A 23,826-nucleotide genomic window follows, 5' to 3' on the forward strand; every position below is an offset into this window, starting at 1 on the left:
ATGTTAGCCCGGCAGCTGGTCAGTCCGAAGAGGACTGAGCGGAGTGGCCTGGAACTCCGAGATCCGGTGCACCACCTGCACGGCGAGGACGGCGGCGAGGATGCCGGCCAGGGCGCAGAAGGTGCTGAGGATCGCGGCGATCTGGAACGACTCGGTGGTGAGCTGGCCGTTCTCGAAGAACTGCAGGTACGCCAGGTCGAAGAGCCACATCAGGACGTAGGCGGTCCACCAACGAGTGGTCGTCCGGGACTGCACGCGTTGCTGCAGCGGCACTCCCTGCTGCTGTGGGTCGCTGGCCCGCCAGATGTCGTCGACGATCTGCTTGGGGAACCAGAGGTTCACGACCGGCGCGAGCCAGCCCAGCCAGACCCACACGCGGGTGTGCTGGTGTTCGGCGGCGTACGTGAGACGTTCGGCGTTGATGCGCGCGTTGTACAGCCACATGGCGAACACGACGAGCGCGACGAGAGCCAGCATGGTCTGCGGCCCGTCGATGAGGACGTTGGCCACGTCGACGGCCCTCAGGTCGGCGCGCGGCGCGGTGCCGGCGCGGTAGTCGACGACGGTCGAGTAGGTGAACCAGCCGACCGCCGCCTCGGCGATGTTGCCGAGGGCGACGAGTCCGACGAGAACGGAAGCCGCGAGACCGAGGCCCCGCACGGGTCTGAAGTGCTCCATGCACGTCAGACGCGTCCGGCCGCCGGAATGTTGAGTGGCCCGCCCGTGCGGCGGGCCACCCGGCAACTCAGCCTCGCGGCTCGTAGAGGCTGAACGGCGTGCCCTGGTCGTCCGAGCAGTGCGCGATGCGGCCGACGTCCGGCACGGTCTGCACGTCGTCGCTCTTGCCGCCGAGCTCGGCGATCTTGCGCACGGACGCGTCGATGTCCGTGGTGTGGAAGTAGATGCGCGGCTGGGTGAGCTGGGCGTCCTTGGCCGCGATCGCGCCCGCCGCGCCGTTGGTGACCACGTGGTAGTCCTCGCCCATCGGGCTGGTTTCCCAGCCGAAGACGCCCGCGTAGAACGCTCGCGCCCGTGCCGTGTCCTCGGCGGGCAGCTCGAACCAGTTGACCTGTCCGGACATCGTCATCGCTCCTTTGGTTGTGCTGGTGAGCGAAGGACGAGCGAACGCGCCGGAACTCGACATCAGCCGCCGAGAATTTTCAGACCCGCGTCGTAGTGGTCGAGACCGGCGCCGACGGCGGCGGCGACGGTCACCTCGAAGATCTCGTCCTCGGTGTGTTCCTGCTTCAACCGGGCCAGGACGTCGTCCGTCACGCGATAGGAGGCCGCGCGGACCGTTGCCGCGTAAGAACCCCAGGCATCACCGGCCGCGGCGGCCCGCCGAAGCTCCGCGGAGGTGTGCGCGGGTGCTTCCAGCACGGCGTGGCGCAGCGCGGCGGGGGTGCCGACGGCCTGGCCCGTGAGGAACCTGGGGAACCGGTAGCCGAACCGGTGCAACGAGCGGGTGCCGGACTCCAGCTGACCCGGCAACAACTCGAACCCGAACGCGTTGGCCAGCCGGTTCACCACCTGGAAGACCAGGCCGACGTGCAACGCGTCCACGGCGACGGTGCGGGGCAGCTCCGGTGGCGTCAGGTCGTCGAGGAACGCCAGCGCGGCCAGCAGTTCCGGTCGTAGCGGTGAAGGATCACCGGCGATCTTGATCAGTTCGGCGTGCGTGACAGCGCAATACGGGCACCGCAACCGTTCGGATGTGCGCTGCGCCATGTACTCGCGCTCGCCCGCCGTCCAGAACGACGGTCCGCGCATGGCCTTCGCGGTCAGATCGAGGAACACCGCGCCGAAGAAGTCCGGGCGGTACAACAAGGTCTTCGGCACGTCGGACATCGGCGCCCGCGAGACCAGCGAGGTGAAGCCGAAGAACATCCGCGCGGGCAGGCGGTGGCCGTGGTCGAGCACGGTGAGTCGCATCAGGTGACCTCCACGGAACGCAGGCGCCCCGCCAGGAAACGGCGATCGGCGGGACTGACCGCCAGGTCGTGAGCGAGCCGGTACGCGGCAACGGCCTCGTCGCGCCGGCCGAGGCGGCGCAACAGGTCGGCGCGGGTGGAGTGCAGCAGGTGGTACTCGGACAGCCCGGTGATGCCGTCGATCAACGACAGCCCGGCGAGCGGTCCGTCGACCATCGCGACCGCCACGGCGTGGTTCAGCTCGATCACCGGAGTCGGTGCCACCGAAAGAAGTTCGGCGTAGAGCGCCACCACCCGCGGCCAGTCGACCGGATCTTGGACGTGCAGCGCGGCGATCACGGCGTGCAGCACGTACGGGCCGGGCGAGCCGAACCGCAGCGCGCGGTCGAGCAACGTCATGCCCTCGGAGATCTCCTCGAGGTCCCAGAGCGTGCGGTCCTGGTCGGCCAGCAGCACGACCTCACCATCCGACGACAGCCGGGCGGCACTGCGCGAGTTGTGCAACAGCATCAACGCGACCAGGCCGTGCGCCTCCGGTTCGTCGGGCATCAACGCCGCGACGAGCTTGCCCAGCCGCAGGGCTTCCAGCCGCAAAGAGGCGTCCGAGGCGGTGTAACCCCGCGTGAAGATCAGGTAGATGACCGCGAGCACGCCCTGCAGCCGTTCGGGCAGCAGGTGGTCGGCGGGCACCTCGAAGGTGATGCCGGCGTCGCGGATCTTGCGCTTGGCCCGGACCAGCCGCTGGGCCAGCGCGGGTTCGGCGACGAGGAACGTGCGCGCGATCTGCGCCGCCGTGAACCCCGCGACCGCCTGCAGCGTCAGCGCCACCCGCGCCTCCTCGTTCAACGCCGGGTGGCAGCAGGTGAAGATCAGGCTCAGCCGTTCGTCGCCCAGCGAGACGAGTTGCTTCTCGGTCATCGTGACCGCGTCCGGCGGAGGCGCCGGCAGCTTCGCCCGCGCCATCCGCACATGTCGGAGCCGGTCCAGGGCGTGGTTGCGGGCAACGGTGAGCAGCCAGGCGAACGGGTCGTCGGGCACCTGGGCACGCGGCCACTTCCGCAACGCCTGCGAGCACGCCTCCTGCAGCGCGTCCTCGGCCAGTTCGAAGTCGCCGAGCGCCCGCACGAGCGCCGCGAGCATCCGGGTCCGGTGCTCGCGGTACACCTGTTCGACCGCGGCAGAGGCGAGATCGCTCATGCCACCCCGTGGTTCAGGCCGGGGATGTGATCGACCGGACGCACCTCGATCGTGGCGCCGAAGTGCGCCTGCGGGACCATCTCGGCCAGTTCCAGCGCCTCGTCGAGGTCGCGGCAGTCGAGCAGGTAGTACCCGCCCAGGTGCTCGTGGGTCTCGGCGAACGGCCCGTCGGTGAGCATCGCCTTGCCCTCCCGCACCCGCACGGTGGTCGCGGTGCTGACGGGTTTCAGCGGGTCACCGGCCACGAACACGCCCCGGCGCCGGCACTCGTCGGCGAACGCGTTGACCCGCGTGAGGATCTCCTCGAACCGCGGATCACCGGGCTTCGGGCGGTCCTCGCAGTTGTAGATCAAAAACATGTAGTGCATGCGTGCCCTCCAGTCGTCGTCCGAAGGACGATCGAACCCTCTGGATCTCGACATTCGAGCACGCCGTGTTTCTCACGGCGCGGCGAGCGCGCTGCGGATCGACGCGATCAGCTCGTAGCTGCGACGACGGTCCGCGTGGTGGAAGACGGGCGTGGTGATCATCAGCTCCCCGGTGCCGGACTCGTCGAGCACCGCCTGGAGCTTGCGGGTGATCGTCTCCGGCCCGCCGACCAGCACACGGCCGTCGTCGGGCTGCGCGGTGACGTCGTGCGGGCTGGGCAACAGGATCCGGTTGCCCTCGTGACGGCTGCGCACCTTGGCCCGGATCGGCCCGGCCAGCCACTCGGCCCGGTCGTCGTCTTCCGCGCAGATCGCCGCCACGCTGACCAGCTCGGCACGGCAGTTCTGGTCAGGGCTGAGGTGCCGGGCGAACGCGAAGGGCACCCCCAGCTCGGCGGCCAGGCCCGCGGTGCCGGGGGAGGAGCCGAGCAGCCACAGTTCCGGCACGTTGCCGCCCCGCACCGGCACGGCGGTCGTGTCCGCCGGGTCGAGCAGCGCTTGGAGCTCCTCCAACTGTTCGCGGTAGGGCCGGTCGGTGCGGCGGAGGGCGGAGACCACGTGCGGCGCTCCGCCCGGCGCCCGGCCGACACCGAGGTCGATCCGGCCGGGATGCAAGGCGGCGAGCGTGCCGAACTGCTCGGCCACCACGAGCGGCGGGTGGTTCGGCAGCAGCACGCCGCCGGATCCGACCCGCAGGCGTTCGGTGACGGACGCCAGGTGCCCGGCGAGGACGGCGGGGGAGGAGCTGGCGACCCCGCGCATGCCGTGGTGCTCCGGCACCCAGTACCGGTGAAATCCCAGCTCCTCCGCGAGTTCCGCGAGGTCGGTGGTGTCGATCAGCGCCTGCCGCGGGGTCGAGCCCTGGACGATCGGAGACGCGTCCAGCACCGACAGCCGAATCCCCATGCCGGCCAGACTAGAGAATCTCGGCTTCCGTCCGTTCCCGCACGGTTTCCTCGGACACACCCGGTGCCAGTTCCACGAGCCGCAGACCGTCCGGCGTCACGTCGAACACGCCGAGATCGGTGATCACTAGATCGACGCACGCCTTGCCGGTCAACGGAAGCGTGCACTCGTCCAGGAGCTTCGGGCTGCCGTCCTTGGCGGTGTGCGTCATCACGACGATCACGCGGCGCGCGCCGTGCACGAGGTCCATCGCGCCGCCGATGCCGGTGACGAGCTTGCCGGGCACCGCCCAGTTCGCGAGATCACCCCGCGCCGACACCTGCATCGCGCCCAGCACCGCCACGTCGACGTGGCCACCGCGGATCATGCCGAACGACAGCGCCGAGTCGAAGAACGACGCGCCGGGCAGCGTGGTCACGGTCTCCTTGCCCGCGTTGATCAGGTCCGGGTCGACGGCCTCCGAGGTGGGGTAGGGGCCGACGCCGAGGATGCCGTTCTCGGACTCCAGCACCACCTCCACGCCCGGCGGCAGGTGGTTCGGGATCAGCGTCGGCACGCCGATGCCGAGGTTGACGTACTCGCCGTCACGCAGTTCGCGGGCCGCGCGGGCGGCCATCTCGTCACGACTCCAGGGCATCGCGCACCGTCCTGAACTCCACGCTCTTGTCGGTCGCCTGCTCCGGCGACAGCTCCACGACCCGCTGCACGAAGATGCCCGGCAGGTGCACCTCGTCAGGATCGATGACGTCGACGAGCTCCTCGGCCTCGGCGATCGTGACGCGGCCCGCCATCGCGGCCAGCGGGTTGAAGTTGCGGGCCGACTTCTCGAACACCAGGTTGCCGAACCGGTCCGCGCGAGCGGCCCGGACCAGCGCGAAGTCGGTGCGGATGCTGTGTTCCAGCACGTACTCGCGACCGTCGAACTCGCGCACCTCCTTGGGCGGCGAGGCGATCGCGACGGTGCCGTCCGGGTGGTAGCGCCACGGCAGGCCGCCGTCCGCGACGAGCGTGCCGACACCCGCCGGCGTGTAGAAGGCGGGGATGCCGGTGCCGCCCGCGCGCAGCCGTTCCGCGAGGGTGCCCTGGGGGATCAGCTCGACCTCGATCTCGCCCGCGAGGTACTGGCGGGCGAACTCCTTGTTCTGGCCGATGTACGAGCCGGTCACGCGCGCGATCCGGCCGGCCGAGAGCAGGACGGCGAGGCCCTGGTCCATCGCGCCGCAGTTGTTCGACACGATGCCGAGCGAGCCGACGCCCTTGTCGTACAGGGCGTTGATGAGCACCTTGGGCACGCCGCACAGGCCGAACCCGCCGACCGCGACGGTGGCGCCGTCGTCCACATCGGACACCGCTTCCGCCGCGGAGGCCACGACCTTGTTCATGAGACCCTCTCGAAGACCGCGGCGAGCCCCTGCCCGCCACCGATGCACATCGTTTCCAGCGCGTACCGGCCGTCCCGCCGCTCCAGCTCGCGCAACATCGTCGCGAGAATCCGCGCACCGGTCGCCCCGACGGGGTGGCCCAGCGCGATGCCGGAACCGTTGACGTTGAGCCGGTCGTGGTCCGTCAGACCCCACTCGCGGAGCACGGCGAGCACCTGCGCGGCGAACGCCTCGTTCAGCTCGATCAGGTCCATGTCGTCCAGCTTCAGGCCCGCGTTCCGCAACGCCCGCGCGGACGACGGCACCGGCCCGATGCCCATCCGCGCCGGTTCGACCCCTGCCGAAGCCCACGACACCAGGCGGGCCAACGGACGCAGGCCCAGTTCCGCAGCGCGTTCAGGATGGGTGACCACGCAGATCGCGGCGCCGTCGTTCTGCCCGCTCGCGTTCCCGGCGGTGACCGTGGCGCCGTCGACGTCCATGATCGTCTTCAACGACCCGAGCTTCTCCAGCGTCGAACCCGGCCGCGGGTGCTCGTCCGCCACGAAGTCACCGACCGGCACCAGCTCGTCCGCGAACCGGCCGCGGGCGGCAACCGCCCGTTCGTGGCTGCGCAGAGCCAGCTCGTCCTGTTCCGATCGCGAGATGTCGTACTCGCGGCGCAGGTTCTCGGCGGTCTCCAGCATGCCGCCGGATACCGGGAAGTTGACGCCACCAGCGGAAACGCGGCCGCGCGCCAAAGCATCGGTGCCGGCGTTCGACATGCTTTCCACGCCACCTGCCAGCACGAGGTCCTGCGCACCGGTCTGCACGGCCATCGCCGCGTTGAGCACGGCCTGCAGCCCGGACCCGCAGCGGCGGTCGAGCTGCACGCCCGGTACGCCGATTCCGAGACCCGCGTCCAGCGCCACGACCCGGCCGATCGCCGGCGCGTCCATCGTGGGGTAGCAGTGGCCGAGCACCAGATCGTCCACTGAGGACGGATCGAGACCGGTGCGGTTCATCAGCTCCCGCACGACGATCGCGCCCAGCTCCTGGGCGGTGTGATCCTTCAGGGCACCGTTGTAGCGACCCACCGGGGTGCGGACGGGCTCGCAGATGACGGCGTCACGCATGAACTCTCCTTGTCTTGGGCGTCATGGCCGGGCCGCCAGGTCGGAGGGGTGTTGCGCCAGCGGCGTCACCTCGACCTCCGTGAACTCCCACAGCGGCAGCGAGGACAGGAACGCGTGCAGTTCGTCGTTGGACGGCACGTCGAAGACGCCGATGTCGCTGTACTGCCCGACGACCCGCCACAGGTGCGGCCACACACCGAGTTTCTGCAGCTCCAGCTCCCGGTCCTGCTGCGCCGCGAGGAGTTCGGCGCGGCGGTTCGGGTCGAGGTCGTGAGGCAGGGAAACGTCCATCCGCACGTGGAAGAGCACGGTCACCTCCTGGTGAAGTCCGCGACGGCCGTCCGGCAGCAGCGGGTTGTTGCGGTGACCCGGAATACCCACAGCCGCGGCGATTGAGTCCCATCTCCTGCTCTTCCTGTACGCTGTGCGTACAATCTGTACGCGTTGCGGTTACATCAGAGTGCACCGGGCTTCGTGGTGCTGTCAACGGGAGGATGGGCCGATGACGAGCGGTCCGGACGAGCGCGACTTCATCCAGAGCATCGAGCGCGGGTTCGCGGTGCTGCTCGCGTTCGACGAGGAGCGGATCACCCCGAACCTCGCGGAGCTCGCCGCCGCCACCGGGTTGTCCCGTCCGGCCGTGCGCCGGATTCTCCTCACGCTGCAACGACTCGGGTACGTGCGCGCGAACGGGAGCAGGTGGTCGCTGACGCCTCGGGTGCTGAGCATCGGACAGCACTACTCGGCGTCGAACGCGATGATCGAACTCGCGCATCCGCACCTGCTGGAGCTGTCCACGAAGACCGGTGAGTCGGCGTCGCTCGCGGCGCTGGACGGACGTGACGCGGTCTACGTCGCCCGCGTGCCGGTGCGGCGGATCATGAGCATCAACGTGTCGATCGGCACCCGCATCCCGGCGTTCGCGTCGTCGATGGGGCGGGTGCTGCTGGCCTGGGCACCGGACGTCGTGATCGAGGAGATCATCGCGGCCGGGCTGCCCGCCCTGACCCGGCACACGGTCACCGACGCCGACGCGCTGCGCGGCGTGCTGGCGCAGGTTCGCTCGGACGGGTGGTCGATCGTCGCGGAGGAACTGGAGATCGGGCTGCTCTCGGTGTCCGCGCCGGTCCGCGACCGGTCCGGCGAGGTGGTGGCGGCGCTCGCGTCCTCCACCTCCGTCGGTCGATCAACTGTTGAGGCGATCAGGAGTGATGTGGTGCCATTGCTGCTCGACGCCGCAGCACGGATCAGCGCCGATCTGGGCCACCGGAGCCCAGCGCGGCGAGAGGGCTTCCACTGACGGAGGACACATGTCCGCTCGGCCGCGGGTCCTGGTGATCGGTACCGGGTTCGCCGGATTCCACTGTCTGCGCAAGCTGGAACGCACACTCACCGAGGACACGGCCGAGATCGTCGCGATCAACCCCGCCGACTACATGCTCTACATCCCGCTGTTGCCCGAGGTCTCCGGCGGCGTGCTCGACCCGCGCCGGGTCGCGGTGCCGCTGCGGAACACCCTGAAGCGCACCAAAGTCGTGCTGGGCGCGGCGACCGGGATCTCGTTGGCGCAGAAGTGCGTGCAGGTGATGGACGTCGAGGGCCGGTCCCGTTCGCTCTCCTACGACCGCCTGCTGATCGCGTCCGGCAGCGTCACCCGGCTGCTGTCGATCCCCGGCGTCGCCGAGCACGCGAAGGGCTTCCGGACCGTCGCCGAGGCGATCCACCTGCGCGACCACGTGTTGCGGCAACTGGAGCTCGCCGACCAGTCCGACGACCCGGAGGAACGCCGCGCGCGGTGCACGTTCGTGGTGGTGGGCGCCGGCTACACGGGCACCGAAGTGCTCGCGCAGACGCAGTTGCTCACGCAGGACGCCTGGCGCCACCTGCCGGGCCTTCGCGACGTGCCACCGCGGTGGATCCTCGTCGACGTCGCGCCACGGGTGCTGCCGGGCCTGGACCCGCGGCTGTCCGGCCCGACGCAGAAGGTCCTGGAGAGGCGGGGCGCCGAGGTCAGGCTGGAGACCAGCCTCAAGGACATGACCGACACGTGCGCGCGGCTCTCTGACGGCACCGAGATCCAGACACGCACAGTCGTGTGGTGTGTGGGCGTGCGACCGGACCCGTTGGTCAGCACGTTGAAGATGCCCGCCACCAACGGCCGTATCGACACCGACACGCACTTGAAGGTGTGCGAGAACGTGTGGGCCGCCGGTGACGCGGCCGCCGTGCCGGACCTGGTGCGGCCGGGCGAGATCACCGCCATGACCGCCCAGCACGCCGAACGGCAGGGCCGGGTCGCGGCGATCAACATCGCGGCGTCGCTCGGGCACGGCACCGCCCGCGAGTACAAGCACAAGGACCTGGGCTTCGTGGTCGACCTCGGCGGCTGGCAGGCGGTCGCGAACCCGCTGGGCGTGCCGCTGACCAGCCTGCCGGCCAAGGCCGTGACGCGCGGCTACCACCTGATGGACCTGCCGTACGGGCGGTTCCGGACGGCCGCGAACTGGATCACCGAACTGGGCGGCGGCCGGCAGATCACGCACTTCGGGGTGGTGCCGGACATGGGCATCAGCCTGGCCAGGGCGGACCTGCCACCGAACGCCGCCGGAACCGGTTAGGCCCCGGTGACGCCGTCGATGCCCTCGCGCAGGAAGTCCGCGTGGCCGTTGTGCCGCGCGTACTCGTGGCACAGGTGGTGCATGACCAAGCGCAACGACACCTGCTCGCCCCACCTCGGCTGGTAGCCCGTCACGTCGAGCGACTCGGCCTCGCGCTCGATCTTGCGCGCGTGCTCGACCTCGTTCTGCCACGCCTCGAACGCCTCGGCGCGGCTCGAACCCGAGGCGTCGTAGGCCACCTGGTAGTCGTTGTCGTCCGACCACACCAACGGGATGTCTTCGCCGTTGATGACCTTGCGGAACCAAGTGCGCTCGACCTCGGCCATGTGCCGCACCAGGCCGAGCAACGTCAGCGTGGACGGGGGCATCGAGCGCCGGCGCAGGTCGTCGTCGGACAGGCCTTCGCACTTCATCGCGAGGGTGGCGCGATGGAAGTCGAGGAACGTGCGCAGGGTTTCGCGCTCGTCGCCCTGCATCGGCGGGCTGGGGCGTTCGGTGGTCACGCGGCCAGTCTGGGCGCCAGGATGATCTCGTGCACCCGGAATTGGTTTTGTTCGATGAAGACCTGCGCGGGCCGGTGGTCCGGTTCCTCACCGACCAGGTCACCGGCGATGAGGCCAAAGCGCACGATCACCTGGCGGACCACGCGTCCGGCGGGGGATCCAGCTTCGTGGCGGTCCAGGACGAGGTCGTGGGCATCGTCACCGTGCGCTGGCGGTCGAACAACCCGGCCCTCGGCGGCATCCCGCTGGTCCACCAGATCTCCGTGGCAGCGGAGCACCGCGGTGATGGCATCGCCACCAGGCTGATGGACGCGGCCGAGAACCTCGCCCGCGCCAAGGGCCACCCGAGGATCGGCATCACCGTGGGCCTGTTCGCCGAGTACGGCCCGGCCCAGCGGATGTACGCCCGGCGCGGCTACGTCCCGGACGGGCGCGGGGTGTGCCGCGGCGCGACACCGGTCCGGGAGGGTGAGACCGTCACCGTGGATCACGGGTTGCTGCTGTGGCTGATCAAGGACCTCGACGTGCCGGGCGACACATGACCTGCCCGCCCGCAACAGCGCTAGCGTGGCGGTGGAAGAGGGGAGCGGTCCGATGACGCAGCAGCTCGACGAGGCCGAGTCGGCGTTCGCGGCGGCCCGGCCGAGACTGTTCGGCATCGCCTACCGCATGACCGGCAGCGTGGCCGACGCCGAGGACCTGGTGCAGGAGGTCTGGTTGCGCTGGCAGCTCGCGGACCGCGCCGCCGTGCTCAACCCCGAGGCCTACCTGGCGACGGCCATCACCCGGCTCGCGATCAACGAGTCGCAGACCGCGCGGGCCCGCCGCGAAACCTACGTCGGGCCGTGGCTGCCGGAGCCGGTGGACACGAGCTCGGACCCGCAGGTCGGGGCCGAGCAGGGCGCGGTGCTGGAACTCGCGGTGCTGATGCTGCTGGAGAAGCTGACGCCGACCGAACGGGCCGCGTACGTGTTGCGCGAGGCGTTCGACTACCCCTACCGGGAGATCGCCGAGATCGTGCAGACCAGCGAGGTCGCGACCCGGCAGCTGGTCAGCCGGGCGCGCAAGCACCTCGCGGACGAGCGCAGGGCGCCCGTCGAGAAGGCTGATCAGCGCAAGCTCCTCGAAGCGTTCGTGGCGGCGGCACAGGCGGGAGACCTGGCCGGGCTGGAGAAGCTGTTCGCGCAGGACGTCGTGAGCTGGTCCGACAGCAACGGCGCGATCAGGGCGGCGGGGCGTCCGCTGTTCGGGGCGCAGAGCCTGGCGAAGATCATCTCGGGCTGGGCGCCGTCGTTCTGGGCCGGGGCGGAGGCGTCGTTCGTCGAGGCGAACGGGCTCACCGCGGTCCGGTTGCGCAAGGACGACGGCACCTACGCGGTGATCACCGTGAGCGCCTCCGAGGAGGGCATCGACCAGGTGTTGTGGCTGGTCAACCCCGAGAAGCTCAAGGCGTTTCAGTAGGTCTGTCACAACCGCGGGGGCTGTCCTGTCTTAGCTCGTGAACACCCGCACTCCGGCGGGGACCACGAGAGGGACGGACCCATGAGGATCGTTGTCATCGGCGGCACCGGGTTGATCGGCAGCCAGGTCGTGAAGCGGCTCGGTGAGCACGGCCACGACGCCGTGCCCGCGTCTCCGAACAGCGGCGTGAACACGGTGACCGGTGAGGGCGTCAAGGAGGTCCTGCAGGGCGCCGACGTGCTCGTCGACGTGTCCAACTCGCCGTCGTTCGCCGACGACGACGTGATGAACTTCTTCACCGCCGCGACGACCAACCTGACCCAGGCCGCCAAGGAGGCCGGCGTCGGCCACTACGTCGCGCTGTCGATCGTCGGCACGGACGAACTGCCCGAGTCCGGCTACCTGCGCGCGAAAGCGGCGCAGGAGAAGCTCATCGAGGAATCGGGCCTCACGTACTCGATCATCCGCGCCACCCAGTTCTTCGAGTTCGCGGGCGCCATCGCGAACTCGGCCGAGGTGGACGGCGCCGTGCACCTCCCGCACGGTGGCGTGCAGCCGATCGCGGCCTCGGACGTCGCCGCGGTCGTCGGCCGGACGGCGGCGACCGAGCCGGTCGGCGGCGTGCTGGAGATCGGCGGGCCGGAGGAGCTCACCATGGACGGGTGGATCCGCACGGTTCTCAGGCAGCGCAACGACTCTCGTGAGGTCATCGGTGACCCGCAGGCCAAGTACTTCGGCACGTTCCTGACCGGCAAGCAGCTCGTGCCGAACGCGGGCGCGCAGCTGCAGCCGACGAGCCTGCGGGACTGGCTGGCCGCCGGCAACTGAAGGTCCACAGTGGACGGGCTTCGGAATGGCCCGTCCACTGGTGCGCGCTCGGTCACATCTGCTGACAAGGGCTGATCAACCCTTACGTTGATGATCTCCCCGCTGTTACGGTCGACGCAGGGTGACTCACAGATTCTGGGGGGACGAGATGAGTCGATCAGTTGGTTTTGTGTTGTCCGCGGCAATGGCGGCAGCGGTCTTCGTCACCGCACCAGCCCACGCGGCCACGACGATCACGGAGTTCAGCAAGCTTCCCGGTACCACCGGCCAGGAACCGGCAGCGATCAACGACGCGGGCGTCGCGGTGGGATCCGCGACGGTCGACGGCAAGGTCCGCGCGGTGAGATGGGACACCGACGGCACGGTGAAGGACCTCGGTGGTCCGGCCGACGCGGGATTCGTCAGAGCGAAAGCGATCAACAGCACGGGCGTCGTCGCCGCCGAGACGTCGGCACCTGGGTTGGTGGCGGTCGCGCTGCGGTTCAACCTGGACGGCACGCACACCGTCCTGAGCTCGCCGCCGGGTCATCAGAACACGCGCGTCACAGGGATCGACGACGCCGGCGCGGTCTACGGCTGGAGCTTCGAACCGTCGAACCTCGACACGTGGCGTGCGTGGCGGTGGGACGCGAACGGCACGCGGTCCGAGCTCCCGCTGCCGGCCGGCACCTCCTCCAGTCAGGTCAACGCGGTTTCGCCGAACGGTTTCGCGACCGGCTGGGTCTACACGGCCGGCGAGTCGACGCGGGCGGTGCGCTGGAACCCGGACGGTTCGTTCACCCTGCTTCCCGGACTGCCCGGCGGTGGTACGGCCCTGGGCCAAGCCGTGAACCGGCACGGCGACGTGGCCGGCCAGGCGGACATCGGCAATCGGTCCAGGACGGTGAAGTGGGACCGGAACGGGAAGCTGACCGAACTCGGCGACCAGAGCTACATCGTCTCAATTGACGGCAACGGGTCGGTGGTCGGCACCGTGAACTACGAGCCGGTCCTCTGGAGCACCGAGAACGAGCAGCGGACTCTTCCCTGGCCGGACGGCGAGTACATCGGGCGTCTCACGGGGATCAACAACGCCGGTGTGATCGTCGGCTACACCGGCTACGAGTCGGTCTCGCCCGTGCGGGCCTTCAAGTGGGTCGTCAGCTGAACCGCGACTAGAACCTCGCGTCGCGCAACTGGCGGCGCGAGGTCACGCCGACCTTTCCGAACACCTTGCGCAGGTGCCATTCCACGGTCCGCGGGCTGATGAACAACCGCGTGCCGATCTCCGGGTTCGAGTAGCCCTCGCGGGCCAGCCGGGCGATCTGGTACTCCTGCGCGGTCAGTTCGTCGGTGGGGTCGGCGGTGCGTTTGCGGGCCGTTTCGCCGGTCGCCTGCAGTTCGCGCTGAGCGCGGTCGGCGAACGTGGACATGCCACAGGCCATGAGCATCTCGTGTGCTGTGCGGAGGTGCTCGCGAGCTTCGACGCGTTGGCCCTCACGGCGCAGCCACTCGCCGTACAGCAGGTGCGCGCGAGCCAGTTCGGGTTTCAGCGACGTGCGGGCGAAGTGGTCGATCGACTCGCGGAAGCCTTCAGCAGCACCGTTCAGCGCGCGCAGGCGAGCCTTGGCGCCCAACGACCAGGCGGTGTCGACCCAGTCCGCCGACCGTTCGAGAGCGAGGCCGGCCAGCTCGGCGTCACCGGTGCGGGACGCGGCCTCGGCCAGTTCGGTGGCGATCAGGCTGCTGTAGCCCAGGGCGTCGGAGTCGAACACGCGCACCGCGGCGTCGCGGGCCATGTCGTGGCGGCCCAGTCCGTTGTGGAGGATCGCGAGCGTCCAGTCCGCGATGGTCGCGAGCCGGCCCTGACCGTCCGAACGTGCTTGCGCACCAAGGGAGGTGGCCTTGTCCTCACCGCGGAAGGCGGCCTGCAGCAGCATCGCGTAGCCCACCGGCGGCGTGCCGGTGACCTCGGAGATGCGCACGTCCTCCTCGAGCAAAGCCTGCGCGGCGGCCGGTTCACCGGCCATGAGTTCGTTGTCCGCCAGGAAGTTCAGCGCGAACTGCAGCTGCACGAGGGCGCCGGCGTCGCGGGAGAGGCGGACCTGCTGCTGGGCGAACGCGCGGCGCGTGTCGAAGTCCCACAGCTCGCTCGCGATGATGCCGCCCGCCCGGTTGCCGAACAGCCACGGCACGCGGCTGATGTCGTCGGCGCCGACCTTCAGCCCGCGCACCTCGTCGAGCGCGCGGGTCATGAGCGGCACGGCGGCTCGGTAGCCCGCGGTGACACGGATCGACAGGGCTTCGAGCACCAGGTCCAGCGCGCACGGCGGCGTGCGCGGCGGCGGAGCGGTGCGGGCGGCGTCGGCCAGCGGCGAACCGGCCCAGATCGCGGCCGACAGGGCTTCCAGGTGGGTCTCGCGGGCCAGGTCGGCGTCGAACGGGGCGAGCCGGCGGGCGGCGCTGAACAGCAGCGGCGCGGCGTCGGCGACCCGGCGCCGGTCGAACGCGATGTGCCCGCGCAGGTGCTCGATCTCGGCGCTGCGCCGCTCGTCCGGCGGACCGGCCTCCACCGCGGACAACAGCCGCAGCGCCGCGTCCAGTGCGCCCGCGTCCCGCTTGGACCGGGCCGCCGCCAGCTCACGAGACGCGCGGCGGCCGGGTTCGGGGGTGAGCACGGCGGCCTGTTCGAGGAACGCGGCCGCGGCGAGCAGACCACCGCGAGCCTGGGCGCGCGACGCCGAGGTCTCCAGGTCGGCGGCGACCTCCTCGTCCGGTGAGGTGGTGCCGTGTGCGCGATGCCACGCGCGGCGGTCCGGGTCGATCGCGGGATCGGTGACGTCCGCCAGCGCCCGGTGCACGCGCTGACGGTCCACAGCGGACGCCGAGCGGTACACGGCGGAGCGCACCAGTGGATGCCTGAACCGGACCCGTGCGCCGAACTCGATCAGGCCGGTGCCGAGCGCGGCGGCCGCGGGATCGGCGCCCAGCCCGAGCAGACCGGCCGCCTGCCACAGCAGGGTCGCGTCCCCGAGCGGTTCGGCGGCGGCGGTCAGCATCAGCAACCGGGTGTCGGCGGGCAGCGGTTCGATCTGCCGGACGAAGCCCTGCTCGATCCGGCTGGTCAACGGCCCGGAGTCGAGCCCGTCCGCCAGTTCGGCGGTCGTCCACGCGCGCGGCAGCTCCAGCAACGCCAGCGGGTTGCCGCGGGCCTCGGCGACGATCCGGTCGCGCACCCGGCCGTCCACCGGTCCCTTGATCACCGACTCCAGCAAGGCACGGGAGTCGGCGTCGTCCAGGCCGCGCACGAACAGCTCGGGCAGCCCGTCGAGGTGGTCGTTGCCCTCGCGCAGCACGAAGACCAGCGCGATCCGTTCCGCGAGCAGTCTGCGGGCGACGAACCCGAGCACCGCGGACGACATCGAGTCGAGCCACTGGGCGTCGTCGACCAGGCACACCAGCGGTTGTTCGTCGGCGACCTCGGCGAGCAGCGTCAGCACCGCCAGCCCCACCATGAACCGCGTCGGCCGAGGTCCGGTGGCCATCCCGAACGCGGTGCCGAGCGCTTCTCGTTGCGGTGCGGGCAGCCGGTCCAGCCGGTCGAGGAACGGCACGCACAGCTGGTGCAGCCCGGCGTAGGGGAACGCGCTTTCGGCCTCCACCCCGGCGGCCCGCGCGACGCGGAACCCGGAGGCCCGCTCCGACACGTGGTCGAGCAGCGCGGTCTTGCCGATTCCGGCCTCACCCCGCAGGACCAGCACCTGACCCGCGCCCGTCCGCGCCTGCGTGAGCAGCCGGTCAAGCGTCTCGCCCTCAGCGCGTCTGCCGAGCAGACCTTCGTCCGACACGGGTCCGAGCCTACGGGCCAGGGGGCGACCAGGGAGTTCCACGGGTTCGAGCGACCCCCTGGCGCGAGCAATCTCAACTCATCGAAGAAACGACCGAAGGAGTTGAACCCCGATGGACTACAAGTTCGAGGTGGCCGTCATCCCGGTGAGCGACGTCGACCGGGCCATCCACTTCTACAAGACGCTCGGCTGGCGCCAGGACGCCGAGTTCGCCGACGACGAGGGCTACCGGCTCACCCAGTTCACCCCGCCCGGTTCGCCCGCGTCGATCATCTTCGGCACCGGCGTGACGAACGCGGTGCCGGGCAGCACCGAGGGCCTGCACCTGATCGTCGACGACGTCGTGGCCGCCCGCGAGGACCTGGTCGGACGCGGTGTCGAGGTCAGCGAGATCTTCCACGACAAGACCGGCATCTTCCACCACGCCGGCACCGACGCGAGGGTCGACGGCCCCGCTCCCGACCGCACTAGCTACGGCTCGTACCTCTCGTTCAGCGACCCCGACGGCAACGGCTGGGTGCTGCAGGAGGTCACGACGCGCCTCCCGGGACGTGTGTGATGCACCAGTACGACGTCATCGTCATCGGCGGCGGGTCACCCGGCGAGCACTTCGCCGCCGCCGTCGCCGACGGGGGGCTGCGAGTGGCCCTGGTCGAGCGCGAACTGCTCGGCGGCGAGTGCTCGTTCTGGGCGTGCATTCCGTCCAAGACGCTGTTGCGGCCCGGCGAGGCCGTCGCCGCAGCGCAGGACGTGCCTGGCGCGCGTGAGGCGATCACCGGCAAGATCGACGCCAAGGCCGTGCTGGCCTGGCGCGACTTCATGGTGTCGTCGTACGACGACGCGGGCGGCGAGAAGTGGGCCCGTGAAGCCGGCATCGACGTGCTGCGCGGTGACGGACGCATCGCGGGTCCGAACACCGTGGCGGTGGGCGACCAGACCTACACGGCCGACCACATCGTGATCGCCACCGGCTCGGAGGTGTTCATCCCGCCGATCCCCGGTCTGCGCGAGCTCGACTTCTGGACGAACCGCGAGGCCACCGGTGTGCAGGAGATCCCTGGCAGGCTGCTGATCCTGGGCGGCGGACCGGTGGGTGTCGAGATGGCGCAGGCGTTCCTGCGTCTCGGTGCCGAGGTCGCCCTGGTCGAGGGCGCCGACCGGTTGCTGCCCCGCGAACCGGAGGCGGCCGGCCGCGCGCTCACCGAGGCATTGGCAGCGGAAGGCGTCGAGCTGCACCTCGGCGTGCACGCCACCGCCGCCCGGTTCGAGAACGACGAGTACGTGCTCGACCTCCCGGACGGCACCCGGCTGCGCGGCGACAAGCTCCTCGTCGCCACCGGCCGCCGGCCGCGGGTCACCGGCATCGGGCTCGAAACCGTTGGTGTCGAACCGAATCCGCACGGCCTGAGCACCGACGAACGGATGAACGTGACCGACGGGATCTGGGCGGTCGGCGACGTCACGGGCCAGTGGAACCTGACCCACGTCGGCAAGTACCAGGGCCGGGTCGCCGCCGCGAACATCCTGGGCCGACCGGCGAAGGTCGACTACAGCGCCGTTCCGCGAGTCGTGTTCACCTCGCCGGAAGTCGCCGCGGTCGGTGCGGCAGAAGGAAAGTACACCGCGACCGCCCACCTGTCCGGTGTCGCGCGCACGGCGACCTACACCCGTGAGTACGCCACGCGACCCGGTTTCCTGACCCTCGTGTCCGACGGCGAAGTCCTCACGGGCGCCTACGCCGTCGGCCCCGAAGCGGGGGAGTGGCTGCAGCAGGCCACCGTCGCGATCCGCGCGAAGCTCCCGCTGCCGTTGCTGCTCGACGTCATCCAACCGTTCCCCACCTTTTCGGAGGCGTTCCTCAACGCTCTCCGCGACCTGGCAAAGGAAGTAGCGAAGTGAAGAACCTGGCAGAGATCGACATGAAGCTGGAAGTCACCGTCATCGGAGTCACCGACGTCGAGCGCGCCAAGGAGTTCTACAGCCGGCTCGGCTGGCGCCAGGACGTCACCCCGCCGTGGGTCGTGCAGTTCACCCCGCACGGTTCGAACGCGTCCATCCACTTCGGTGAGGGCGTCACGACCGCGGCACCCGGTTCGGGACGGCACTTCCTGATCGTCTCGGACATCGTCGAGACGCACGAGGCGTTGCTCGCCGCCGGCGTCAAGGTCGGCCCGCTCTACCACGGCGGCCCCGACGGTCCCGTCGAAGGCGCGGACCCCGACCGGCGCAGCTACTTCACCCGCGCCGAGTTCGCCGACCCGGACGGCAACCTGTGGATCCTGCAGGAGGTCACGACCCGGCTGCCCGGCCGCGTCGACGCCGACGACACGTCCTACGGGTCGATCACCGACCTGGCCTCGGCGTTGCGCCGCGCCGCGGTGGCGCACGGCGAGCACGAGAAGCGCAACGGCGGCGAGTACGACGAGAACTGGCCGGACTGGTACGCCGAGCACATGGTCAAAGAGCAGACGGGCGAGCAGCTGCCGCAGTAGGTTGCGGGAGTGATCCCCGAAGTCGAAAGAGCGCTGCGCGGAACGCCGACCAGGTTGGCGTTCCGCGCGCTTTGTGCTGCCGTCACGAGAGCCGGTGCGCAACCGGAACTCCTTGCGTGGTGCGAAGAACAACTCTCCGCCTGGCCGGACGAGACGCGTCAGGCACCGTGGTCCTGGCTCGCCGCATTGGAGTCCGGTTTCACCAAACCGGTGTGGCGACTGGTCCGATCGCTCGACCTCCGCGGCGACCACAACGGACTGCGCAAGCTGTCGCTGCCGGATCCGCGCGTCCGTGCGGAGGTACGGGCGGTGAGTCATCTGCAGCTCGGTTGGTACGACCACGAGCAGGCGGCGGCCCTCGCGGAGAACGCCGAACACTGGGAACACCTGCGCTCCGCCGAGTTCAGCGGCTTGATGGAGTTCGACGCCGCCGCACTCGCCCGGTTCGCGGCCGGTGAGGCGGTCACGCGGCTCGAGTCGCTGGTGGCCGTGCGGGCGTGGGAAAGCTTGTGGCACTTCGAGATTCCGCCGATCCTGATCGACCGGCCGACCCGGTTGCGGCACGCCGGCCTGCGCGCACCCGACCTGATTCACCTGCTGCGCAACGACCTGGCGCCGGACCTGACGTCCGCCGAGGTGCTCGTGGCGAGTCTGGAGGAGGCTCGCGAACTGGCCGCCTGCCCGCAGCTGGCCGCGCTGGACCGGCTCGCGATCGGGTTCCGCTGCGGCCGTGACGGCAAGTCGCCGCTGTGGAGGTCGTTCTTCGGCAACGTCATCGAGGCCGACGACGTCGCGTGCGAGGAGTTCTTCTCCCTCGCGAAACTCACGAACCTGCGCAGCCTGACGGCCCACGGCACGTCCATGGGGATGGGCCGCGAAGGACTCGGCGCGCGAGGCGTGGAGGCGATCGCCGGAAGTGGTGTGGTGGAGCGGCTTTCCGAGCTGACGCTGCGCACGCTCCCCATCGGCGACGAGGCGATCGCACGCGTGCTGGGTGCTGTTGATCCCGCGACCGTCGAGAAGATCGTGCTCGCCGACCTCGTCGCCACCGACCGCGCCGCGGACGCGGTGGCCGCGGACTACCCCCGGCTGCGGTACCTCGACCTGAGCAAGAACAAGTTCGGTGCGGAAGGCGTGCGGAAACTCCTCGCCGCACGCCTGCCCGCACTCGAACACCTCGACCTCAGCGGCGGCAGTGGTGGTTCGCCGCACTACAGCCGTGGGGACATGCAGCCGATCGGGGACGCGGGCGCGCAAACCGTCGCACGGTCGTGCCTTGCGTTGAAGACGTTGGACCTTTCCGCGACCGGGCTCACCAGTGCAGGGCTGAGCGCGGTGCTGGAGCTGCCGCTGGAAACCCTGGTCGTGTCGGGCAATCCGCTGGGCGGTCTGACTTCCGCGCCGGACGCGGCGGCGTGGCGCACGCTGCGGACGTGGCACCTGGACGACTGCGCTCTCGGGGACGCCGACCTCTCCTCGCTGCCAGCGTCAGCCCCGCTGCTCGACAGCCTTTCGTTGTCCTACAACAACATCGGTTCGAACGGCGCCCGCGCGCTCGCCGAGTGGCCGGTGCTGCCACAACTGTGGGAGCTCGGCCTGCACGACAACGTCATCGGTGACGACGGCCTGGTGGATCTCGCCCGGTCCCGCGCGGCGCAGCGGCTGCTGGAGCTCGACCTGGAACAGGACGTCTGGACCGCGAACCACCGCCGCAACAGCGCGTCGTTGCCGGCGGAGGTGGTGGCCGTGGAGTCGTTCCCGAACCTCGACGCGATGTTCCTCGGCGTCATCGACGGCTATCACGGCTCCCGTTCGTCCTGCGGATTTCCCGTCGAGAGGCACGAGGAACTGATCAGGACCGGGCGGCCGGAGCTCGTCGCGTTCCTCGAGCACGTCGAGCCTCACGACCTGCTTCCGGACGAGAATCCGGATCCGGACCCGCCGTCGGAGGACTTCCGCGCCGGACGCGCCGAGAAGTACGCGAAGGACTTCGCCGAAGCCGAGGAGTTCGCCGACCGGATGCGGTCGGACGACATCGGGTGGCCGCCCTAGGGGTCGTCCCTGATGCGTCGGGGCGTTGTCGCGGCTTAACTTCCTGGGCAAGCGAGGGAGGCCGCGATGAAGGCGATCGTCCAGGACAGATACGGCTCGGCGGACGTGCTGGAGCTGCGAGAGGTCGAACGGCCCGTACCGGCGGCGGGTGAGGTGCTGGTACGGGTGCGGGCGTCGTCGGTGAACGCCGCCGACTGGCACATCATGCGTGGCGACCCGTACTTCGCCCGGCTGTTCCTCGGGTTGCGCGGGCCGAAGTCACGGATTCGCGGCATGGACTTCGCGGGCGTGATCGAGGCCGTCGGGCCCGGCGTGAGCGGGATGCTGCAGGTGGGGGACGAGGTGTTCGGCGAGGTCGAGGGGTCCTTCGCCGAGTACGTCCGGGTGCCCGCGGCGCTGGTGGAACGCAAGCCGGTGAACCTGACGTTCGAGCAGGCGGCGACGCTGCCGCTGGCGGGCAACACCGCGTGGATGGGACTGCGCGACCTGCAGGCCGGGCAGCAGGTGCTGATCAACGGCGCGTCCGGCGGTGTCGGGCTGATGGCGGTGCAGATCGCCAAGGCGCGCAAGGCGATCGTGACCGGGGTGTGCAGCACGCGCAACGTCGAGCAGGTCCGGTCGGCAGGCGCCGACGTGGTGATCGACTACAAGACCGCGGACTTCACTCAGGGCGGCGAACGCTATGACGTCGTCTTCGACCTGGTCGGCAACCGGTCGATGAGCGCGTTGCGCGGCCTGCTCACCCCGGACGGCACGCTGGTGCTCTCCGGCGGCGGCAGCTTCACCGGTGGCGCGTTGTTCGGCCCGTACCGGTTGATCATCCAGGGCAAGGTGCTCGGCCCGTTCGCGCGGCAGCGGCTCGTGGTGCTGGAAGCCAAGCCCAGCAAGGAGAACCTGGCCGCACTGCGCGACCTCGCCGAGTCGGGACGGCTGGTGCCGGTGATCGAGCGGACCTACCCGCTGACCGAGGCGCCCGACGCGATCCGGCACGTCGAGTCGGCGCACGCGCGGGCGAAGGTCGTGATCACGGCCTGACCGCGGAAATTCCCTGGCGCTCGGCGGGGCGCGGCGGCGAGGATCCGCGGATGGTCGAGGCTCGCGTGAGCGGTGGAACGGTTCGGGGCGCTTCGGAATTGGGGCTGGAGGTCTTTCGCGGCATCCCGTTCGCCGCGCCGCCGGTGGGAGACCTGCGGTTCGCCGCACCCCAGCCGCCCGCCGCGTGGGACGGCGTGCGGGACGCGCTGGCGTTCGGTCCGCCTCCACCGCAGTCAGCGCTGTTCGGCACGGACGACCTGGGCGTCCAGGGCGACGACTGGCTGACCGTCAACGTCTGGTCGCCCGACCTCGCCGCGAACCTGCCCGTCATGGTGTGGATCCAGGGCGGTGGCTATCTGCTCGGCACCTCGGGCCTGCCCGAGTACGACGGCGCCCGTCTCGCCCGGGACGGCGTGATCGTGGTGACGTTCAACTACCGCGTCGGCATGGAGGGCTTCGGTGCTGTCGACGCCGCTCCGCCGAACCGCGGCCTGCTGGACCAGGTCGCCGCCCTGGAATGGGTGCGCGACAACATCCGCGCGTTCGGCGGCGACCCGGCGCGCGTGACGGTCTTCGGGCAGTCGGCGGGCGGCGGTTCGGTGGCCGCGCTGCTCGCCATGCCACGGGCCGCGGGGTTGTTCCACCGGGCGATCGCGAGCAGCGTGCCAGGCGCGTACTTCACTCCCCAACTGGCCTCCGGCATCGCCGCGGTGGTCGCGGCCGGACTGGGCTGGGTCCCCACCCTGGACGACCTGCGCGAGGCGGATCCGTGGATGCTGGCGCTGGCCGCCGACGAGATGCTGGCGGAGATGCGCGAGAACCCCGGAAGCTGGGGACAGGCAGGGCACAAGCAGATCCCGTTCGCGCCGGTCGTCGACGGTGACGTCCTGCCGGTCACCCCGTGGGAGGCGCTGGCCAAGGGCGCGGCGAAGGACGTCGACCTGATCGTCGGCCACACGCGGCACGAACAGCGCCTGCTGTCGGTGATCGAGGGCCTGGCGGGCAGCATCACGCCGGAGCAGGCCGCGAAGGCGCTGGAGGTGCTCGCTCCGGGACTGGAATATCCGGACGCCGAGCCGGAGGAGTTGTTCGAGCTGGTCTGCTCGGACTGGCTGTTCCGGATGCCGTCGCTGCACCTGGCGGAAGCGCAGGTCGCGGGCGGCGGACGGGCTCACCTCTACGAGGTGACCTGGGAGCCGACCGAGATCTTCCGGGCGTGCCACGGCGTCGACGTGCCGCTCGTGTTCGGCAACCTCGACCGGGGACAGGCCGCTGCCGTGCTCGGCGAACTGACCGCGGAGACCGAGGAGGTGTCCGCGCAGATGCGGCAGGCGTGGACCGGGTTCGCACTCCACGGCGATCCCGGTTGGCCTTCCTACGACCCGGACGCCCGGCTCACCCAGGTCTTCGACGTGCCGGCGGCCGTCGTCCCGTATCCGGAGGAGACGTCGCGGCGGATCTGGGCGGGGCACCGCTTCGAACCGCTGCGCTGACCCGTGGAATACCTGCCGCTGGACGACGTTGTACGCGTCCGGAAGGGAGGTTCGATGAACGACAACTTCAACTCATATCAGCCGAACGGTGAGGTGGCGGCAGACCGCTGGGTCACCGCCACGCACCTGTTCGACCCCAGGCAGGCGGACACCCCGGCCGGCAAGTGGGACCGGGCGCAGTTGCTGTTCGAGGCCAAGGACTACATCAAGGCCGCGCAACTGCTCGCCGAGCTCGCCGAGGAAGTGCCGTTCCAGACGGACCTCTGCCTGCTGCTGGCCCGCGCCTACTACCACTCGGCGCAGCTGGGCAAGGCCGAGGCGCAGCTCCGCGTGATCGTGGACCGCGACCCGGTCGAGCACTACGCCCACCTGCTGCTCGGACGCACGCTGGAGCGGCAGGGCCGGCCCGACGAGGCCGCACCCTGGCTCCGGCTGGCCGCCGCTCTCGGCGGGGAACCAGCCGCGCTCTAGGCGGCGCTCGCGCCCACCCTGGGACGTTGATGAGGGGAGCTTTCCCAAACCCCAGGTTGAGGAAAGCTCCCCTCATCAACCACCCGA

At 70.3% G+C, this 23,826-nt stretch carries 25 protein-coding genes; 13 read left to right on the forward strand and 12 right to left on the reverse strand.

Going from position 1 to position 23,826, the window contains the following annotated elements:
• Window positions 1-3: 3 nt before the first annotated feature.
• The 10 genes from G7043_RS14595 to G7043_RS14640 all read right to left on the reverse strand — a co-directional run bounded on the left by G7043_RS14595 (window position 4) and on the right by G7043_RS14640 (window position 7,340).
• Window positions 4-678 (reverse strand): DUF4328 domain-containing protein, encoded by a 675-nt coding sequence (locus tag G7043_RS14595; protein ID WP_166046144.1) that lies wholly within the window; start codon window positions 676-678, stop codon window positions 4-6.
• Window positions 679-745: 67 nt separating this feature from the next.
• Window positions 746-1,087 (reverse strand): VOC family protein, encoded by a 342-nt coding sequence (locus G7043_RS14600; protein ID WP_242642249.1) that lies wholly within the window; start codon window positions 1,085-1,087, stop codon window positions 746-748.
• A gap of 56 nt (window positions 1,088-1,143) precedes the next feature.
• The gene (locus G7043_RS14605) at window positions 1,144-1,932 is read right to left on the reverse strand and encodes a hypothetical protein (RefSeq protein ID WP_166046146.1); all 789 of its coding nucleotides are present in this window, start codon (window positions 1,930-1,932) and stop codon (window positions 1,144-1,146) included.
• A complete protein-coding gene (locus G7043_RS14610) occupies window positions 1,932-3,128 on the reverse strand; it encodes an RNA polymerase sigma factor (RefSeq protein WP_166046147.1) in 1,197 nt (398 codons plus the stop codon). Before G7043_RS14610 ends, G7043_RS14605 begins: the two co-directional genes overlap by 1 nt.
• A complete protein-coding gene (locus tag G7043_RS14615) occupies window positions 3,125-3,496 on the reverse strand; it encodes a YciI family protein (protein ID WP_166046148.1) in 372 nt (123 codons plus the stop codon). Before G7043_RS14615 ends, G7043_RS14610 begins: the two co-directional genes overlap by 4 nt.
• Before the next feature lie 72 nt (window positions 3,497-3,568).
• Window positions 3,569-4,462: an LLM class flavin-dependent oxidoreductase gene (locus tag G7043_RS14620; RefSeq protein WP_207311145.1), complete on the reverse strand. Its 894-nt coding sequence runs from the start codon at window positions 4,460-4,462 to the stop codon at window positions 3,569-3,571.
• A 10-nt stretch (window positions 4,463-4,472) separates the two neighbouring features.
• The gene (locus tag G7043_RS14625) at window positions 4,473-5,099 is read right to left on the reverse strand and encodes a CoA transferase subunit B (protein WP_166046149.1); all 627 of its coding nucleotides are present in this window, start codon (window positions 5,097-5,099) and stop codon (window positions 4,473-4,475) included.
• Window positions 5,083-5,844, reverse strand: a complete 762-nt coding sequence (locus tag G7043_RS14630) for a CoA transferase subunit A (protein ID WP_166046150.1) — start codon at window positions 5,842-5,844, stop codon at window positions 5,083-5,085. The genes G7043_RS14625 and G7043_RS14630 overlap by 17 nt, the downstream gene beginning before the upstream one ends.
• Entirely contained in the window at window positions 5,841-6,959 is a 1,119-nt protein-coding gene (locus tag G7043_RS14635) for an acetyl-CoA C-acetyltransferase (protein ID WP_166046151.1), read from the reverse strand. Before G7043_RS14635 ends, G7043_RS14630 begins: the two co-directional genes overlap by 4 nt.
• Window positions 6,960-6,980: 21 nt before the next feature.
• The gene (locus tag G7043_RS14640) at window positions 6,981-7,340 is read right to left on the reverse strand and encodes a muconolactone Delta-isomerase (RefSeq protein WP_313887878.1); all 360 of its coding nucleotides are present in this window, start codon (window positions 7,338-7,340) and stop codon (window positions 6,981-6,983) included.
• 121 nt (window positions 7,341-7,461) lie between these two features.
• Between G7043_RS14640 and G7043_RS14645 the strand changes: the two genes are divergently transcribed.
• Together G7043_RS14645 and G7043_RS14650 are read left to right on the forward strand one after the other, a co-directional pair.
• Complete coding sequence (locus G7043_RS14645) at window positions 7,462-8,259, forward strand: IclR family transcriptional regulator domain-containing protein (protein ID WP_166046152.1); 798 nt, start codon at window positions 7,462-7,464, stop codon at window positions 8,257-8,259.
• Between the two features lie 10 nt (window positions 8,260-8,269).
• Window positions 8,270-9,577, forward strand: a complete 1,308-nt coding sequence (locus tag G7043_RS14650) for an NAD(P)/FAD-dependent oxidoreductase (RefSeq protein WP_166046153.1) — start codon at window positions 8,270-8,272, stop codon at window positions 9,575-9,577.
• Here G7043_RS14650 and G7043_RS14655 read toward each other — a convergent pair.
• Entirely contained in the window at window positions 9,574-10,080 is a 507-nt protein-coding gene (locus G7043_RS14655; protein WP_166046154.1) for a DinB family protein, read from the reverse strand. The genes G7043_RS14650 and G7043_RS14655 overlap by 4 nt on opposite strands.
• A gap of 29 nt (window positions 10,081-10,109) precedes the next feature.
• On the opposite strand from G7043_RS14655, the gene G7043_RS14660 reads away from it, so the two are divergent.
• From G7043_RS14660 to G7043_RS14675, 4 genes are all read left to right on the forward strand, one after another.
• Complete coding sequence (locus G7043_RS14660; RefSeq protein WP_166046155.1) at window positions 10,110-10,622, forward strand: GNAT family N-acetyltransferase; 513 nt, start codon at window positions 10,110-10,112, stop codon at window positions 10,620-10,622.
• Window positions 10,623-10,674: 52 nt separating this feature from the next.
• Window positions 10,675-11,541, forward strand: a complete 867-nt coding sequence (locus G7043_RS14665) for an RNA polymerase sigma-70 factor (protein WP_166046156.1) — start codon at window positions 10,675-10,677, stop codon at window positions 11,539-11,541.
• 81 nt (window positions 11,542-11,622) lie between these two features.
• Window positions 11,623-12,369 carry an SDR family oxidoreductase gene (locus tag G7043_RS14670; protein ID WP_166046157.1) on the forward strand — a complete coding sequence of 249 codons (747 nt, stop codon included), beginning with the start codon at window positions 11,623-11,625 and terminating at the stop codon, window positions 12,367-12,369.
• A 148-nt stretch (window positions 12,370-12,517) separates the two neighbouring features.
• Window positions 12,518-13,516: a hypothetical protein gene (locus G7043_RS14675; protein ID WP_166046158.1), complete on the forward strand. Its 999-nt coding sequence runs from the start codon at window positions 12,518-12,520 to the stop codon at window positions 13,514-13,516.
• Window positions 13,517-13,523: 7 nt separating this feature from the next.
• Here the strand turns inward: G7043_RS14675 and G7043_RS14680 are convergent, their stop codons facing one another.
• Window positions 13,524-16,196 carry a helix-turn-helix transcriptional regulator gene (locus tag G7043_RS14680; RefSeq protein WP_166046159.1) on the reverse strand — a complete coding sequence of 891 codons (2,673 nt, stop codon included), beginning with the start codon at window positions 16,194-16,196 and terminating at the stop codon, window positions 13,524-13,526.
• Window positions 16,197-16,308: 112 nt separating this feature from the next.
• On the opposite strand from G7043_RS14680, the gene G7043_RS14685 reads away from it, so the two are divergent.
• From G7043_RS14685 to G7043_RS14715, 7 genes are all read left to right on the forward strand, one after another.
• Entirely contained in the window at window positions 16,309-16,755 is a 447-nt protein-coding gene (locus G7043_RS14685; RefSeq protein WP_166046160.1) for a VOC family protein, read from the forward strand.
• On the forward strand, window positions 16,755-18,095 hold the full coding sequence (locus G7043_RS14690) for a dihydrolipoyl dehydrogenase family protein (protein ID WP_166046161.1): 1,341 nt from the start codon (window positions 16,755-16,757) through the stop codon (window positions 18,093-18,095). The genes G7043_RS14685 and G7043_RS14690 overlap by 1 nt, the downstream gene beginning before the upstream one ends.
• Window positions 18,092-18,688 carry a VOC family protein gene (locus G7043_RS14695; protein ID WP_313887879.1) on the forward strand — a complete coding sequence of 199 codons (597 nt, stop codon included), beginning with the start codon at window positions 18,092-18,094 and terminating at the stop codon, window positions 18,686-18,688. Before G7043_RS14690 ends, G7043_RS14695 begins: the two co-directional genes overlap by 4 nt.
• Window positions 18,689-18,697: 9 nt before the next feature.
• Window positions 18,698-20,740 (forward strand): hypothetical protein, encoded by a 2,043-nt coding sequence (locus G7043_RS14700; protein ID WP_166046162.1) that lies wholly within the window; start codon window positions 18,698-18,700, stop codon window positions 20,738-20,740.
• 66 nt (window positions 20,741-20,806) lie between these two features.
• Complete coding sequence (locus tag G7043_RS14705) at window positions 20,807-21,775, forward strand: NAD(P)-dependent alcohol dehydrogenase (protein WP_166046163.1); 969 nt, start codon at window positions 20,807-20,809, stop codon at window positions 21,773-21,775.
• Window positions 21,776-21,825: 50 nt separating this feature from the next.
• The gene (locus G7043_RS14710) at window positions 21,826-23,268 is read left to right on the forward strand and encodes a carboxylesterase/lipase family protein (protein WP_166046164.1); all 1,443 of its coding nucleotides are present in this window, start codon (window positions 21,826-21,828) and stop codon (window positions 23,266-23,268) included.
• A gap of 54 nt (window positions 23,269-23,322) precedes the next feature.
• Window positions 23,323-23,739, forward strand: coding sequence for a tetratricopeptide repeat protein (locus tag G7043_RS14715; RefSeq protein ID WP_166046165.1), 417 nt, complete (start codon window positions 23,323-23,325; stop codon window positions 23,737-23,739).
• The last annotated feature ends 87 nt before the right edge of the window (window positions 23,740-23,826 follow it).

The organism is Lentzea alba (assembly GCF_011067745.1).
In the GTDB taxonomy this organism is placed as follows: domain Bacteria; phylum Actinomycetota; class Actinomycetes; order Mycobacteriales; family Pseudonocardiaceae; genus Lentzea; species Lentzea alba.